Origin of the sequence: Acinetobacter sp. YH01022, assembly GCF_013420235.1 — a bacterium.
GTDB lineage: Bacteria > Pseudomonadota > Gammaproteobacteria > Pseudomonadales > Moraxellaceae > Acinetobacter.
Map to the genome: position 1 here is coordinate 1 of NZ_VOYP01000019.1, position 15,858 is coordinate 15,858.

The window sequence follows — 15,858 nt, forward strand, 5'->3', positions numbered from 1 at the left end:
AGGTGCTGCAATGCGCAAGCTTATACATCTGTGTTATGGCGTTTTAAAACATCAGACTGCCTATCAAAGAGATTATTTATTGGTCGAATAATCTCAAAACCTGATTGACTACTAAGACGGTATCTCACCTTTAAAAAGGGAGGAACTCTAAATGCGATTACCAATAATTTTCGACCGCAATATTACCTTCACCACGGCGGTTCATTTTCAAGCCACGTGCTTTTAATGCTTCTTTAGTATCTTCCACCATTTGTGGGTTACCGCAAAGCATCACATGACTGGTATCTACATTGAATTGTAGCCCTACCGCTTTTTCCAGTTCACCATTTTCAATCAATACCGGTAAACGGTCATGCAACGCTGCATCGGGATTCCGGGTAATAATCGGGACAAATTTAAAGCCCGTATGACCTTCGCCAAAGGTTTCAGCTATTTCCTGAATACGCTCGACATAAGCCAGTTCGGCTTCCGTACGCACACTATAAACCAGATTGATCTTTTGATATTTCGACCAGGTTTCAAAGTCTTGTAGCATGGAAATAAACGGTGCCAAACCTGTGCCAGTCGCGAGTAGCCACAAGTCATGCGGTAATGGGAGCTGATAACGCGCCAAGGTTAAAAAACCATAAGGAATTTTTTCCAGGTACAGTTCATCACCAACCTGTAAATGTTGCAGGTTAGATGTAAATGCACCATTTGGCACTACAATTGAAAAGAACTCTAGGGTTTCATCAAAGGGGGATGACACCACGGAATAAGCCCGAACCACCAGTTCATCGCCCACTTTTAGGCCAATACGTGCAAACTGCCCTGCAGTAAATTTAAAATGTGCAGGTCGTGTCATGGTAAAACTGAATAAGGTATTGGTCCAGCGATGTACAGATAAAACTTTTTCTAAGCTAAATTTTTCAATTGACATGATTTCAACGTGGCATGAAAGACTGTGCTCATGGTAGCATGACCACATAATTTATTAATATTTTTTAAATGTTAAGGCTCTATTCATGCGCATGACCTTACGCCAGTTGGCTGTTTTTGTAGCAGTTGCACAAGAAGGCACAGTAACCAAAGCCAGCGATGCTGTCAAACTCACGCAAAGTGCTGCAAGTATGGCTTTAGCAGATTTGGAAGATGGCTTGGGTGCACCTCTATTCGACCGTCTTGGCAAGCGTCTGCAACTCAATGATTTAGGTCGTTTTCTACTTCCACAAGCACTAGAAATTTTAGGTCGCTGCGAAGCTTTTGAACAGGCGGCTAAAGGTGAATTACAAAGTATTGACCTGCGCCTGGGGGCAACCTTAACCATTAGCGATTACCTGATGCCGGACCTGATGGCAGACTTTTTGCAAATTCAGCCGCAAGCACATTTGCAGTTGCAAGTAGGCAACACCCGTCAGATGATTGAAGCAGTCAACCAGTTCCAGCTGGATTTAGCCTTAATTGAAGGGTCCTGTCATTTGCCACAGCTGCAGTGTATACACTGGCGCGATGATGAACTGGCGGTATGCTGTTCACCAGAGCATCCATTGGCAAAACTGGACCGCGCAATTACCGCTAAAGATTTTGACCATGTCGAATGGATTTTACGTGAAGAAGGTTCAGGGACCCGTGAGGTGTTTGACAATGCCATTTTAAAAGACCTGCCAGATGCCAATATCCGCCTCACTTTAGGCCATAATGAAGCGATTTTAAAAATTGTGGCGGGAGGTATCGGGATGTCCTGTATTTCTAAACTCGCCATTGAACCTTTACGTGAAAAAGGTCAGCTGGTCATTTTGGAAACTCCTTTCTGGCAACTGACTCGTCCTTTATTCATGTTGGTTCATCGTCAGAAATATCAGGGACCCGGCCTTAAAGCCTTTATGAAATTCTGTGAAGAATAAAAAACGATTTAAAAAAAGCGCCATTTAGGCGCTTTTTTTATTACCAGCGTGAATCATTTTCACAAGGTATACCGTCACCATCACCATCCATCTTATGATTTGGGCAGTTTTGTACATACCACACAGCTTCTGCTCTTGAATTCATTTGACTGCAATGTTGCCGTTCATCACATTTAAATTGTGCTGTTGCTAATCTCACCCCATTTTGCTGATCAATACTGGCATTAATCTTTTCCGAGCGCGGTTTAGTGGTATTGTAAGTTTCACCTGCCAGATTACGCTGCCCCTGCTCCGACAAAACTGCTTCCGGTAAATCCCCCAGTGCTTCTCGCTGTTGTGACACAATACGCTGTTGCTCTATAATCAACTGTTGCGCTTTCAGCTGCTCTGCCGTGCGATAATCCTGATATTGACCATAACCGATCACAGCAAGCAGTGCCAGAATGATCAAGGCAATAGCAGATAAGATTCGGCCTTTATATGAAGCCTTATTATAACGTGGTGAAGCAGTTTTCTTTTTTGTACCTACTGGCTTGGCAGCTATACTCTCCGCTGAGGCAGACTGTAGATCCAGTCGTACAATACGGTCGGCTTTAAACTTGCCATCATCTTCCACAATAATAAATTTTAACTTCTCCCCGACTTTAGGTTCGATAGTGCTATTGGGCACATCTTTAATGTGAAAGAAAATATCTTTCACTGCGCCTTCCTCTACTGCAATAAATCCAAAACCGCGCTCTGCGTTATAAGTTTTGACTTTCCCCTGAACAAACATAAAATACTCTTTTTCATTTATATTTTTTCTTATTATAATAAAAAAGAGGCCCAAAAGCCTCTTTTCCAATGATTGTCAAAAGCAATCCTGAACATCATCATGCTGCAATCAAAAGCAGAAGCATCAACCTCGAAAATTCGACAACAAGGCGGATGTAATCGATTTATTATGCTCGGATACTTTCGATTTTTTTGCTTTTGCTGAGTGATCTGCAACACGTTCTATACGAACAGCCTTGTACTTGTCACCATTTTTAACAGCCGCAAATTTTACCCGTTCATTACGTTTCGGTTCGCCTTCTGCCGCAGGGAAATCTGAAATATGAAAGAAAATATCCCCTTCAGCCGAACCAATAAAACCAAAGCCTTTTTCAGGGTCATACTTTTTGATTTTACCCTGATGTAATTCATCTTTCATGCTGCTGCCCTATGCTAAAAAATGCCATGTTTACAGTATATAAAAAAAGAGGCCTGAAGCCTCTTTTAATTTGTCTTCCAGGCTCAGTCTTTTTGCACTGAACCGAAAATTTTATCGCCTGCATCGCCAAGACCCGGAACGATATAACCATTTTCGTTGAGACCGTCATCAATAGCTGCTGTGAAAATTGTCACATCTGGGTGTTTTTCTTCTACTTTTTTAATGCCTTCAGGCGCTGCAACTAAGACCATGACACGGATATCTTTACAGCCGCTCGCCTTCAATACATCAATGGCTGCAACCAATGAAGAACCGGTTGCCAGCATCGGGTCGATAATCATCGCCAAACGGTTTTGTACATCGGGAACCAGTTTTTTATAATAAGTACGTGCTTGCAAGGTTTCTTCATCACGCTCAAGACCCAATACAGAAACTTTGGCACTTGGAATCAGGTTCAAAAACCCATCTAACATGCCAATACCTGCACGCAGAATAGGAACAACGGTAATTTTTTTACCCGCAATACTGTCTACAGTAACTTTGCCATTCCAGCCGTCAATTTCATGCTCACACATCGGCAAGTCTTTGGTTGCTTCATAAGTCAGAAGCATGGTCACTTCTTGCGCTAGTTCGCGGAAGTTTTTTGTACTGATGTCTGCACGACGTAGCAAACCAAGTTTATGTCGGATAAGTGGATGACGGATTTCATGAATAGCCACGGGAGAGCACCTAAAAGATGAGATAAAATTTCAGCTATTATAAATGTTTTTTATATCTCTTATAAACCAAAAAGCCCCCTATGAAAGGAGGCTTTTTAGAAAAAACTTATAGTTTTTTTAGATTACTGTTGAGATAGCATGAAATGCAATGGAGATAAAATCTCCGCTTGAAGCGCCAATTTGATGATTGGATCAGGATAAACACCAATGATCAATACAGCCAATGCCGCAGCAAGCACCATAATACCACCCACTTTCTGACCCCAATGTTTGTCGGCATCAATACGTGGCGTATCTGGCGGAGTCATATACATCACCACCATCACACGAAGGTAATAGTACAGACCAATACCTGAACCCACTACAATCATGGCAGCAAGGAACCAGTGCTGGGTTGTTACCGCAGCCATCACCACCAAGAACTTACCAATGAAGCCTGCAGTCAATGGAATACCCGCAAGAGATAACATCATGACAGTCAAGGTCGCAGTCAATACTGGACGGCGCCAGAACAAACCACGGTAATCTGCCAGACTTTGTGCTTCATCTGCATTGTTATACGGACTAGACATCAACGCGACAACACCAAATGCACCAATCGTCGTCAATACATAAGTGATTACGTATACAGATACGTTACCCAGGCTTGCATAAGTCATGCTGATTAAACCAATCAGCAAATAACCAAAGTGCGCAATTGAAGAGTAACCCAGAATACGTTTCAGGTTGACTTGACGTACTGCAAGGAAGTTACCCACCAGAATAGAAAGCACCGCAATAATCGTGATGATCGTTACGATTGAATCTACCAGGATTGCGCCTGAAGCAAGTAAATAACGTACAAACAGACCAATGGTTGCCACTTTAGCCACAGTCGCAAGGAATGTTGCGATTGGCGCTGGGGCACCTGCATACACGTCTGGCGTCCATTTATGGAATGGCGCAAGAGACAATTTAAATGCCACGGCAAAAACGATTAAGCCTAGACCTAAAATCACCATTGGCTGTTTGATGGCTTGCATCAAGGCCTGAACATTGTCATAGAAAGACAATGAACCGGTATAAGCATAGATATATGCCATGCCCATCAACAACATTGCAGAAGCAGTTGCTGAAAGAACAAGGTATTTAATACCCGCTTCTAGCGATTGTGAACGTTGGTGTGTATAAGCCAAAAGACCGTATACAGGAATCGACATTAGCTCAAGGCTAATGAAGAAAGATGCATAATGAGAACTTGCCACCATCAGCATTGCGCCCGCTACCGAGCACAGCATCAGGATATACAGTTCTTCACGGTTATCTTGATAGCTTTCAATATAAGCATGTGACAAGGTACAGCAAGCCAGTGCAGCAATCAGAATGACCAATTGGTACAGCAAGGTAAATGGGTCAAGCATAAACATGCCCATCACGTTCGCTGGTGCAAAAGCACCACCGAACATTGCAATCAGGACATAGGCTGCAGCAAGGTTCAAGCCGACTACAGAGGCTGTTGCAATTAAATTATGGTTACGTTTAATTGCAATGAGAAGCATCACTACGATCGCAGTTAAAGCCACGATCATCACAGGAGCTAATGGCATAAGCTCGGAAAATGACATTGTGAAGTTCATGGCTTATTGGATCTCCACATTTTGTTGAGATACGACCTGTTGAGTCGCATCGACAACTTCTTGAACTGGGATATAGCTGTTTGCTAACCACGCCATGCTTGAATTTGAAATATCAAGGAAGCTTTGTGGATAGATACCGAGCCATAGTAGACCAAAAGCACACACTAACAAAATAACAATCTCACGCGCATTCAAGTCTTTCAATGGGCTTGTATAATTTTGTTTTTGCTCTTCATTTGGCGTACCAAACAATGCTTTGTGAATCAGGATCAAGCCATAAAGACCTGCCAATACCAAGCTGGTCGCTGCCACAATGGTAAAGGCTGGGAATTTGTTGAATGAACCCATCAAAATCAGGAATTCACCAATAAAGTTACCTAAACCTGGAATACCGACAAGCGCAGCAATAAAGAACATCAGGAAGAAAGCAAGGTACGGGAATTGACCGCGCATACCACCCATTAAACGTAAGTCGCGCGTATGAACACGCTCGTACACTTGACCACACATAATGAACAAGGCAGCAGATGACAGGCCATGTGCCAGCATCATGATCATTAAGCCTTGGAAAGTCAGGATATTACCTGCGTAAAGTGCAAGTAATACAAAGCCCATGTGCGAAATAGAAGTATACGCCAGCAAACGTTTCATATCGGTTTGCTGGAAAGCACACCAGGCACCGTAGAACACACCGACTAAACCGAAGATGATCGCGATATCTGCAAACTGTGCAGAAGCCGCCGGGAAGAATGGCATAACAAAACGAAGCAGACCGTATGCAGCAGTCTTAATCAGGATACCTGCCAAGTCGACAGAACCGGCTGTCGGTGCTTGAGCATGCGCATCTGGTAACCAGCCGTGCAATGGGAACACTGGAAGTTTTACAGCGAAACCGATGAACATACAGATCATCAAGGCATAAGCCACTGATGGCAACTGTGCATCAAGCGTATTCGCCACACCTAACAGGTAGTTGTAATCGAAGCCGATCATGCCCGTCATCATGTATCCGTAAACCACAAGGCCTAGAATACCGATCAACATGATCAAACCTGCTACCTGGGTATAGATGAAGAACTTGGTCGCAGCATAAACGCGTGACTTACCGTCTGCTCCCTTATGACCCCATAAGGCAATCAGGAAGTAGATTGGTACCAGCATCATCTCCCAGAAGAAGAAGAACAGGAACAAGTCAATCGCAAGGAATACACCGATCACACCACCCAAAGACCATAAAAGGTTTAAGTGGAAGAAACCAACGTTCTTTTGAATCTCACCCCATGAACAGCCCACTGCAAGTACACCCAGTAATGCAGTCAAGCCAACCATAAGAAGTGAAAGACCATCCACCGCAAGGTGAATGTTAATGCCAAGGGTGGAAATCCAAGGCAGCATGAATTCGGCAGACCAAGTTGGAACTTTTGCGCCGAGTTCATAGTGATAAGTACCGGAATTCCAAAGCGCAACGGTTAAGCCCAAAGTAATGAGCATACCGAATAACGCAATGTAACGCGGTAGTTTGTCGTCGAGCTTGTCGACGATCCAGCATACAAAACCTGCAATGAACGGTACGAGGATCAGCGCGGGTAAAATCCAGTTGTTTGTGATTTCCATCTTATTTCCCCACTACCTGAATCACGATCAGGATCATCAGCAATACCACTACACCGAGTGACATACTTGATGCGTATTCACGCAATGAACCTGTTTGACGTGAGCTGGTGAAGCTATGACCACCTTTAACAATGGCAGGAAGCACTAACCACAGGCCGTCAATCGGATCACGACCTAAAATTTTCGCGATAAGCAAATATGGTTTCACAAATACGATGTTATACAACGCATCAAAACCAAGTGCATTACGGCAGATATTGGCAAGGCCGGCACCCAATGAAGTACGGGCAAAACCTTTCACTGCATTATAAGCAAAGACAAATAATACGATACCTACCACAAGACCAGCCAATGCAATACCCACAGCGGTATATTCAGCACCATGTACACCTGCTTCAAGCGCTTCAGGAATAACAAAAGCTGGAATATTGGCTTTGGTTAATGCAGCTTCTACTGGTGCTTTCAAGAAGTAAGCCAAGCCAGTTGAAAGTACCGCCAAGATACCCAACGGAGCCCAATAAGTTGCACCTTTGATTTCGTGATAAGGCGTGTTTTCTTTACCAAAGAATACAACCCAGATTAAACGGAATGTATAGATTGACGTTAAGAATGCACCCGCAACACCTGTCCAGTATAAGCAATTATATATAGGAAGATTTGCAATGTGGCTTTGTGCCCAAACTGCACCAAGGATGGCATCTTTCGAGAAGAAGCCGATGGTCAAGAATGGAATGGCAGCCAACGCACCACCACCAATTGCGAAGCAGGCAAACAGGAATTTGTTATGTTTGAACAAGCCACCCATTTTGAAGATGTTTTGTTCGTGATGGTAAGCCAGAATCACAGCACCAGAAGACAAGAACAATAATGCCTTGAAGAATGCGTGTGAAAGCATGTGGAACAGGCCCGCTTGGTATGCTTCAGCACCAACAGCCATAAACATATAACCCAACTGACTCATGGTTGAGTAAGCCAGAATACGTTTGATGTCTGTTTGAACCAATGCAGCAAAACCAGCAACAATCAATGTTACCGCACCAGTGATCGAAATGAACATCATCACTTCTGGTGTCATTTCAAACACGGAGAACATACGGCAGCACAGGTAAACACCGGCTGTTACCATTGTTGCCGCATGGATCAACGCAGAAACAGGTGTAGGACCTGCCATTGCATCAGCCAACCATGTTTGTAATGGAATTTGCGCAGATTTACCGGCAGCACCCAGGAACAACATTAAAGATGTCCAGATCGCAAGTGAATGGTCACCCGCTAATACTTGAGGTGCATTGGCAACGATTGTACCGATATGCAAAGTACCGAATTGTTGGAAAATCAGGAACAATGCAATCAGCAAGAATACGTCACCGATACGAGTTACAGTAAATGCCTTGATGGCTGCAAAACCATTTTCCGGGTTTTGATAGTAGTAACCAATTAGCAAGTAAGAGCAAAGACCTACGCCTTCCCAACCCAAGAACAATAACGCCAGGTTATCGCCAAGAACGAGCAGCAACATGCTGGCAACGAACAGGTTGAAGTAAGAGAAGAAACGTGCAAAGTCTTCTTCACCGCGCATGTACCATGAGGCAAAGATGTGAATCAGAAAACCTACACCGGTGATCATGCCGGTCATGAGTAATGACAGGCCGTCTAGGTGCAAGCTCATGCCTGGTGCAAAACCACCGACATTGAACCAGGTCCAAAGATGTTGAACCTGAGCTACTGAACCATTGTCTACAAAGCCCATGCCAGCAATCAGTGCAAATAAAGCAGATAAACCGACTGAACCCACACCAATAATGGCTGCCACATTTTCAGGAAGCTTATTGCGCCCCGCCGCCAAGAGGACAAAACCAATGAGCGGAAATAAAATTGTTAAATATAAATAACTCATCCGCGCATCTCACTAGCAGCATCCACATCCAAATGATGGAAGCGATGGTAGAACTGAAGGACGATCGCAAGACCAATACAAGCCTCTGCAGCTGCAAGGGTCAAGATCAGGATGAACATGATTTGTCCATCTGGCTGTAACCATGCACTACCTGCAAGAACGAACGCAAGCGCCGCTGCGTTCATCATGATTTCAAGGCTCATCAACATAAATAGTAGGTTGCGTCGCACCATTACACCGTAAAAACCCAGTGCAAAAAGAATGGTTGCAACGATTAAACCGTGTTCTAAAGGAATGTTGCCCATTATTCTTTTTCCTCTTTTGCACTTGGTTCACGTTTACCTAAGTGGAATGCTGCAACGAGGGCTGCAAGCAATAACATTGCGGCAACTTCTACCAATAGTAAGTAGTGAGTAAAGAGCGCTGTACCTACAGCTTTAGGTCCCACAACTTTAGTGCCCATCACCGGACCTGCGGTTGTGTAATCCGAACCAAGCATCCAGACGAGCACCAAGCCCATCAGGAAACTCATCAATGCTGGATATGCCCATGCAGATGAAGTCAGCCATTTACGTTCCTGTTCAACCGTATGTTGACCAAGATTTAGCATCATCACCACAAACACGAACAACACCATGATCGCGCCGGCATAAACAATAATTTCTAGTGCGCCAGCGAATGGCGCACCAACGATCATGAACATCCCTGCCACAGCAAGGAGGGACACGATCAGGCTTAATAAAGCATGCACAGGATTCGCGTTAGTCACCACACGAACCGTAGAAACAATGGCCACAAGTGCCATCAAATAAAATGGCCACATCATGGTAATAAGCTCCGTACGTCAACTGGTGCACTTTCACGTTGTGCCTGACCTTTATCTTTACCTGCCACTGCCATACCGGTTACACGGTAGAAGTTGTAGTCAGGATATTTACCAGGACCTGAAATGAGCAGGTTCTCTTTTTCGTAGACCAAGTCTTGACGAACGTATTCACTTAACTCGAAATCTGGTGTCATTTGAATCGCTGTCGTTGGACACGCTTCTTCACACATACCGCAGAAAATACAACGCGAGAAGTTGATACGGAAAAACTCCGGATACCAGCGACCATCTTCTTTTTCTGCTTTCTGTAAAGAAATACAGCCAACCGGACAGGCAACCGCACACAGGTTACATGCCACGCAGCGTTCTTCACCATCTGGGTCACGTGTCAATACAATACGACCACGGAAACGCGGCGGAACAATTTGTTCAGCTGGCACTTCTGGATAAAGAATAGTGTCACGTTTACGTGTCACGTGGCTGAATACCATCCACAATGAACGTACGATTGACCCGAATCCAGCTAGAATTTTATACATTTTGTACTCCCTGCTGTCCTAGGCCTGATTCATCAGAATCACAGCACCAGTCACCAACAAGTTGACCAACGCCAATGGCAAACAAATTTTCCAACCAAAGTTCATCACCTGATCGTAACGTGGACGCATTAACGAACCACGAGCCAAGACAAACATCATCACAAAGAATGCTGTTTTGATAATGAACCAGAATACTGGTGGAATAAATGGAATTTCTAGGTTAAATGGTGCTAACCAACCGCCAAAGAATAAAGTGACGATCAATGCTGAAATAAGAACTACGTTGACATATTCCGCAACGAAGAACATACCCCATTTCATACCGCCGTATTCGACGTGATAACCTTCCGCCAATTCTTGCTCAGCTTCCGGTTGGTCAAATGGATGACGGTGCGTTACCGCAACACCTGCAACAATAAAGATAATGAAACCTAGGAATTGTGGAATCACAAACCATACATCGCGTTGTGCTTCAACAATTTCACGCATGTTGAATGAACCGGCAATTGCCACCACACCCATCAGCGAGATCCCTAGGAACACTTCATAAGAAATGGTTTGAGCTGCAGAACGCAGACCACCCAATAACGCATATTTGTTATTTGAAGACCAGCCACCGAATAGCACGGCATATACTGCGATACCAGCCATTGCCATAAAGAACAACAGGCCGATGCTCATATCTGCTACGCCCATTGTCGGACTTACAGGAATCACCATGAACGAAAGTACCGCAGTTGCCATGGCAACTGCAGGTGCTAAACGGAAAGTCAGCTTATCGGCAAACTTAGGCGTCCAGTCTTCCTTGAACATGATTTTCAGCATGTCGGCAACGATCTGGAACATCCCCCCGGGACCAACACGGTTTGGACCGTAACGGTCTTGCCATAACGCAAGTAAACGGCGTTCGATGAATGACATCAACGCAGCGACAAGCACCACTACAAGCAAGATCACAATCGCTTGAATCACAGAATAAGCGATTGGCCAGTTCTCAGCCCATAGCGGTGTTTGACGTATAATTTCTTGACTCATGAATTACACTCCTACCGCGACGGATACAGGCTCTGCAAGTGAAACCGTTGGTGCAAGACCAACTGGATAACCGATATAACCTGTCGGTAAATATTCGATCACTTGAACTGGAAGGCTAATTGTCGCCTCACCTGCTTGCACAGTAATTTTTTGACCATCTTGAACGTTTAGACGCGCAGCATCCTGTTCACCTACTGCAAACATGGCTTCAGGAATACGTGATTCCATGGCCGGAGTTTTCACCGTAAATTCACCAGAAGCGAAGATATGATGCATTGGCACTAAACGGAAGCTTTCAGCATTTGCAAGTACTGCTGCTGGAGCAACGAAAGTACGTGCAGGGCGTTTAGCCAAACGATCAAATAAACGGATACCCGAATCGCCACCTTTTAGGTGACCACCCACGTGATCCTGGAATTTGTTCCAGGCTTGTGGAGAGTTCCAACCTGCAGACCATGCAAATGGAACCAGTGAAGATGGGGTTTCATTACCCACATAACCTTCCATAGAGAACGTTAATGCAGAATCGACATCGATTGGCTGTTTAGGTTCATGAACAGACAATGGTGCACGCATAGAGGTACGACCAGAGTAACGACGCGGTTCACGCGCAATCTTCAAGCCATGGACACGGTAACCTGCATCTGGTGCTACATCCTGAATGGCTTCAAGTGCCGGAACATTTTTCACTACAGATTCAATGACATCATCCAGCAAGGTCCAGGAAATCGCTTTGCCTTTTACACCGGTTTCAATGGCATGTAACCAGCGCCAAGATTCTTTGATTGCAAGTTCCGGTTTGTAGTAGCTTGGGTCATACACCTGGTAGAAACGTTGTGCACGGCCTTCTTGAGATACCACAGTACCATCACCTTCCGCGAAGCTTGCAGCAGAAAGCACGATATCTGCTTTCTTCACAGTTTCGGTTTCAGAGTGATCAAGAACAATCACGTCTTTGCCTGCAAGTGCAGCGTTGACTTGAGCAGCAGGTAAACGACGGTAAAGGTCATTTTCCACAATGATAACAGTGTCATAGTCTTGCGCAAATGCTTGCTCAAGGCTGTTACCACCGAAGATTGCAAGACCCATTGAGTTCACTTCAGGAACAGTCAAGGTCAAACCAGCATTACCCAGGTTCTGTGCCACTTGTGCAGCAGCTTCCATGATGGCAGCATCTTGTAAGCTGGTACCAGAGATGATCAATGGTTTCTTCGCCGCTTTTAAAGTGTCAGCAATGGTTTGAGCAAATGCTTTGGCATCGTCATCTAAACCAGTAACCGCTTCACCTGCAACTGCCGCAGCAACCGCAAAGCCTAAACGTGCAATATCGTTTGGAGAAGCAACCACTTCGCCAGTCGCGACGTCAGCTAAACGCGTTTGAGTCGCAGCAAGAATGTAGATTGGGGATTTTGCATCCTGACCAATACGTTGTACCGGTTCAGCCAACCATTCTTGGGTGCGGCGTTCTGCTGCCATTTCTTTGGCTTTGTTTTTCGCAGCTTGGCGAACAGATAAAGCCATACGTGGCGCAGTTTGGGTTAAATCTTCACCCAAGATGAGCACTGCATCATAACTTTCGATTTCACGCATGGTCGGGTTATAAACACCCTCGGTTTGCATGATCGATGCAGCCAATTCAACCAGGTTTTGCTCTTTTTGAGCCATACCAGTTGAGTAGTTGTCTTGACCAACAAGCTCACGCAATGCGAAGTTCGTTTCAAGCGATGCACGTGGTGAACCAATACCCAGAACTTTTTTGCCCTGAATCTTTTCAATCACGGTATCCAGTGCTGTATCCACTGAAACAGTCGTTACGTTTGAACCATCACGGAATTGTGGCTGACGTGGACGGTCTGCACGGTTCACATAACCGGTACCGAAACGGCCTTTGTCACACAGGAAGTATTGGTTTACATCGCCGTTGAAACGGTTTTCAACACGACGAAGTTCGCCATAACGTTCACCCGGAGAGATGTTACAGCCTGAAGAACAGCCTTGGCATACGCTTGGCGCATACTGCATGTCCCACTTACGATTATAACGTTCAGAGTGAGTTTTGTCGGTGAACACACCTGTTGGACATACTTCAGTCAGGTTACCCGAGAATTCAGATTCTAAAGTGCCTGATTCTGGACGACCAAAGTACACACGTGATGCATTGGCATACACGCCAAAGTCAGTACCGCCCGCATAGTCTTTGTAGTAACGTACACAACGGTAACACGCGATACAACGGTTCATCTCGTGTGCAATAAACGAACCAAGTTCCTGGTTGTAATGCGTACGTTTGGTGAAACGGTAACGACGGCGGTCGTGCTGAGTCATCACAGTCATATCTTGTAAATGACAGTGACCACCTTCTTCACAGACTGGACAGTCGTGTGGATGGTTGGTCATCAAGAATTCAACAACAGATGCACGGAAATCTTTTGCTTCTTTGTCTTCAATCGAGATGTAGGTATTGTCAGCTGCTGGCGTCATACATGACATGACTAAACGACCACGCGTATCTTCAGGATTCGCGTATTGAGTCACGGCACATTGACGGCAAGAACCGACAGAACCTAAGGATGGATGCCAACAAAAGTACGGGATATCAATGCCCAAAGATAAACATGCTTGTAGCAGGTTTTCTGAGCCATTGACTTCGTACGATTTGCCATCGACATGAATTGTAGCCATAGTCGAATTCCTTAAGCTTGTTCTACGGAGCTAACTTGAGCGGCAGCATTTACGACTTTCGCTTCAAATTCGCCACGGAAATGTTTGAGTGCGCCCATAAGCGGTTCCATTGCACCTGGAGCATGGGCACAGAAAGTCTTACCAATCCAAAGCTTACGAGTCAGTTCTTGTAAGTGATCGATATCTTCTTTCTTGCCTGTACCATCTTCCAGTGCTTTAAGCGCTTTTACCGCCCAAGGTAAACCGTCACGGCAAGGTGTACACCAGCCACATGATTCACGCGCAAAGAATTCTTCCAAATTACGAGTCGCAGACACCATACATTGAGTTTCATCTACCACCATCAGCAAACACGTACCTAAACGTGAACCCGCTTTCATGATGCTTTCTGCATCCATCGGCAGGTCAATGTGCTCTGCTGCCAGGAAGTCAGTCGATGCACCACCTGGTAACCACGCTTTCAGTTTAAGACCGTCACGCATACCACCGGCATGCTCTTCAATCACTTCGCGTGCAGTGGTACCGAATGGAAGTTCCCAAAGACCTGGGAATTTCACCTTACCCGATGCACCGTAGATTTTGGTACCTGGATCTTTTGATTTACCTTCAGATAAACCCACATACCATTCTGGACCACGTAACATAATCGCAGGTAAGTTGTTGTAGGTCTCTACGTTGTTGACAATCGTAGGGCGACCCCAAGCACCTGCAACTTGCGGGAATGGCGGTTTGGTACGCGGATTGGCACGGCGACCTTCAAGCGAGTTAATCAATGCAGTTTCTTCACCGCAGATATAACGACCCGCACCGGTATGCACATGCATTTCGAAGTTCCAGCCAGAACCCAGGATATTTTCACCCAGGTAACCTTTGGCACGAATTTGCTCTAATGCTTCATTCAAGTATTGAGCAGCTTCGATGTATTCACCACGGATGAAGATATAACCTTGCGTTGCTTCAAGGGTATAGCCTGCAATCAGCATACCTTCGATCAATTGATGTGGAAGTTTTTCCATCAACAAACGGTCTTTAAAGGTACCCGGTTCCATTTCATCGGCATTACAGATCAGGTAACGAGGGCCGCCATCATTTGGCGCCATCAATGACCATTTAATCCCTGCCGGGAAACCTGCACCACCACGACCTTTTACAGTCGCAGCTTTAATGACTTCAAGCACTTCTTTCGGTTGCATGCCAAGGGCTTTTTTAAAGCCGGCATAACCTTCCAACGCTTCGTAATCATCTGCACTACGAACGTGTTCCTGTTTGCTCAAACGCCATGTTAATGGGTGAGTTTCTGGGTTACCGTCGCCATAAATTGGTTTTGGTTCAGTATTCATACATACTTCTCCAATAACTGTTTAATTGAAGTTACTTCAACCAAACCGTGCGTGTCTTGATCAATCATCAGGGTTGGACCTTTGTCACAGTTACCCAGACAGCAGATTGGCAATAAAGTGAAACGACCATCAGCGGTGGTTTGACCAAACTGAATCCCCAATTCACGCTGGAACGCTTCTGCCAGAGTTTCCGCACCCATCAAGAAACATGCGATTGAATCACATAATAAAATTACGTGACGACCGACCGGTTGACGGTAAATACGGTTATAGAAAGTCGCAACACCTTCAAGATCTGCAACACTCATGCTAAGCATTTGAGCAATTGCATTCATTTGTGCATCGTCTACCCAACCATTACGGCGTTGTACACACTTCAGCGCATCTAAACATGCAGCACGCGGGTACGGGTAGTGACCCATGTGATGTTCAATTTCATGGATTTCTTCCGAAGTTAAAATCCCTTCAACATTCACACGTGGCTTTTTATCAGTCAAAATCATCATAATGCGTTT

General features: G+C 45.0%; 15 protein-coding genes. 1 reads left to right on the top strand and 14 read right to left on the bottom strand.

The window, feature by feature from the left end:
* Positions 1–157: 157 nt before the first annotated feature.
* Positions 158–919, bottom strand: a complete 762-nt coding sequence (locus FTT87_RS08455) for a ferredoxin--NADP reductase (protein ID WP_180174689.1) — start codon at positions 917–919, stop codon at positions 158–160.
* 85 nt (positions 920–1,004) lie between these two features.
* On the opposite strand from FTT87_RS08455, the gene gigC reads away from it, so the two are divergent.
* Entirely contained in the window at positions 1,005–1,883 is an 879-nt protein-coding gene (gene gigC, locus FTT87_RS08460) for a LysR family transcriptional regulator GigC (protein ID WP_166167753.1), read from the top strand.
* Between the two features lie 40 nt (positions 1,884–1,923).
* Here gigC and FTT87_RS08465 read toward each other — a convergent pair whose 3' ends face one another.
* The 13 genes from FTT87_RS08465 to nuoE all read right to left on the bottom strand — a co-directional run bounded on the left by FTT87_RS08465 (position 1,924) and on the right by nuoE (position 15,849).
* Positions 1,924–2,658: a cold shock domain-containing protein gene (locus tag FTT87_RS08465; RefSeq protein WP_180082255.1), complete on the bottom strand. Its 735-nt coding sequence runs from the start codon at positions 2,656–2,658 to the stop codon at positions 1,924–1,926.
* A 123-nt stretch (positions 2,659–2,781) separates the two neighbouring features.
* Positions 2,782–3,075 (bottom strand): cold shock domain-containing protein, encoded by a 294-nt coding sequence (locus FTT87_RS08470; protein WP_180082256.1) that lies wholly within the window; start codon positions 3,073–3,075, stop codon positions 2,782–2,784.
* Between the two features lie 83 nt (positions 3,076–3,158).
* The gene (gene upp, locus FTT87_RS08475; protein ID WP_180082257.1) at positions 3,159–3,794 is read right to left on the bottom strand and encodes a uracil phosphoribosyltransferase; all 636 of its coding nucleotides are present in this window, start codon (positions 3,792–3,794) and stop codon (positions 3,159–3,161) included.
* A 122-nt stretch (positions 3,795–3,916) separates the two neighbouring features.
* On the bottom strand, positions 3,917–5,410 hold the full coding sequence (nuoN, locus tag FTT87_RS08480) for an NADH-quinone oxidoreductase subunit NuoN (protein WP_166167762.1): 1,494 nt from the start codon (positions 5,408–5,410) through the stop codon (positions 3,917–3,919).
* A 3-nt stretch (positions 5,411–5,413) separates the two neighbouring features.
* Complete coding sequence (gene nuoM / locus FTT87_RS08485; protein WP_180082262.1) at positions 5,414–7,018, bottom strand: NADH-quinone oxidoreductase subunit M; 1,605 nt, start codon at positions 7,016–7,018, stop codon at positions 5,414–5,416.
* A 7-nt stretch (positions 7,019–7,025) separates the two neighbouring features.
* Entirely contained in the window at positions 7,026–8,921 is a 1,896-nt protein-coding gene (gene nuoL, locus FTT87_RS08490) for an NADH-quinone oxidoreductase subunit L (RefSeq protein ID WP_180082258.1), read from the bottom strand.
* Positions 8,918–9,226, bottom strand: coding sequence for an NADH-quinone oxidoreductase subunit NuoK (gene nuoK, locus FTT87_RS08495; RefSeq protein WP_004651041.1), 309 nt, complete (start codon positions 9,224–9,226; stop codon positions 8,918–8,920). Before nuoK ends, nuoL begins: the two co-directional genes overlap by 4 nt.
* Positions 9,226–9,744, bottom strand: a complete 519-nt coding sequence (nuoJ, locus tag FTT87_RS08500) for an NADH-quinone oxidoreductase subunit J (protein ID WP_171521992.1) — start codon at positions 9,742–9,744, stop codon at positions 9,226–9,228. The genes nuoK and nuoJ overlap by 1 nt, the downstream gene beginning before the upstream one ends.
* Positions 9,744–10,286, bottom strand: coding sequence for an NADH-quinone oxidoreductase subunit NuoI (gene nuoI, locus FTT87_RS08505; RefSeq protein ID WP_086196032.1), 543 nt, complete (start codon positions 10,284–10,286; stop codon positions 9,744–9,746). The genes nuoJ and nuoI overlap by 1 nt, the downstream gene beginning before the upstream one ends.
* Before the next feature lie 18 nt (positions 10,287–10,304).
* The gene (gene nuoH, locus FTT87_RS08510) at positions 10,305–11,321 is read right to left on the bottom strand and encodes an NADH-quinone oxidoreductase subunit NuoH (protein ID WP_180042484.1); all 1,017 of its coding nucleotides are present in this window, start codon (positions 11,319–11,321) and stop codon (positions 10,305–10,307) included.
* Positions 11,322–11,324: 3 nt separating this feature from the next.
* Positions 11,325–14,003 carry an NADH-quinone oxidoreductase subunit NuoG gene (nuoG, locus tag FTT87_RS08515; RefSeq protein WP_180174690.1) on the bottom strand — a complete coding sequence of 893 codons (2,679 nt, stop codon included), beginning with the start codon at positions 14,001–14,003 and terminating at the stop codon, positions 11,325–11,327.
* An 11-nt stretch (positions 14,004–14,014) separates the two neighbouring features.
* Complete coding sequence (gene nuoF, locus FTT87_RS08520) at positions 14,015–15,343, bottom strand: NADH-quinone oxidoreductase subunit NuoF (RefSeq protein ID WP_180082260.1); 1,329 nt, start codon at positions 15,341–15,343, stop codon at positions 14,015–14,017.
* On the bottom strand, positions 15,340–15,849 hold the full coding sequence (nuoE, locus tag FTT87_RS08525) for an NADH-quinone oxidoreductase subunit NuoE (protein ID WP_086196036.1): 510 nt from the start codon (positions 15,847–15,849) through the stop codon (positions 15,340–15,342). The genes nuoF and nuoE overlap by 4 nt, the downstream gene beginning before the upstream one ends.
* Between the last annotated feature and the right edge of the window lie 9 nt (positions 15,850–15,858).

Bases quoted from the DNA above. Each gene is read 5' to 3' on its own strand.
- FTT87_RS08455 (WP_180174689.1), bottom strand. From the start codon at position 919: ATGTCAATTGAAAAATTTAGCTTAGAAAAAGTTTTATCTGTACATCGC.
- gigC (WP_166167753.1), top strand. From the start codon at position 1,005: ATGCGCATGACCTTACGCCAGTTGGCTGTTTTTGTAGCAGTTGCACAA.
- FTT87_RS08465 (WP_180082255.1), bottom strand. From the start codon at position 2,658: ATGTTTGTTCAGGGGAAAGTCAAAACTTATAACGCAGAGCGCGGTTTT.
- FTT87_RS08470 (WP_180082256.1), bottom strand. From the start codon at position 3,075: ATGAAAGATGAATTACATCAGGGTAAAATCAAAAAGTATGACCCTGAA.
- nuoN (WP_166167762.1), bottom strand. From the start codon at position 5,410: ATGAACTTCACAATGTCATTTTCCGAGCTTATGCCATTAGCTCCTGTG.
- nuoL (WP_180082258.1), bottom strand. From the start codon at position 8,921: ATGAGTTATTTATATTTAACAATTTTATTTCCGCTCATTGGTTTTGTC.
- nuoK (WP_004651041.1), bottom strand. From the start codon at position 9,226: ATGGGCAACATTCCTTTAGAACACGGTTTAATCGTTGCAACCATTCTT.
- nuoJ (WP_171521992.1), bottom strand. From the start codon at position 9,744: ATGTGGCCATTTTATTTGATGGCACTTGTGGCCATTGTTTCTACGGTT.
- nuoI (WP_086196032.1), bottom strand. From the start codon at position 10,286: ATGTATAAAATTCTAGCTGGATTCGGGTCAATCGTACGTTCATTGTGG.
- nuoH (WP_180042484.1), bottom strand. From the start codon at position 11,321: ATGAGTCAAGAAATTATACGTCAAACACCGCTATGGGCTGAGAACTGG.
- nuoG (WP_180174690.1), bottom strand. From the start codon at position 14,003: ATGGCTACAATTCATGTCGATGGCAAATCGTACGAAGTCAATGGCTCA.
- nuoF (WP_180082260.1), bottom strand. From the start codon at position 15,343: ATGAATACTGAACCAAAACCAATTTATGGCGACGGTAACCCAGAAACT.
- nuoE (WP_086196036.1), bottom strand. From the start codon at position 15,849: ATGATGATTTTGACTGATAAAAAGCCACGTGTGAATGTTGAAGGGATT.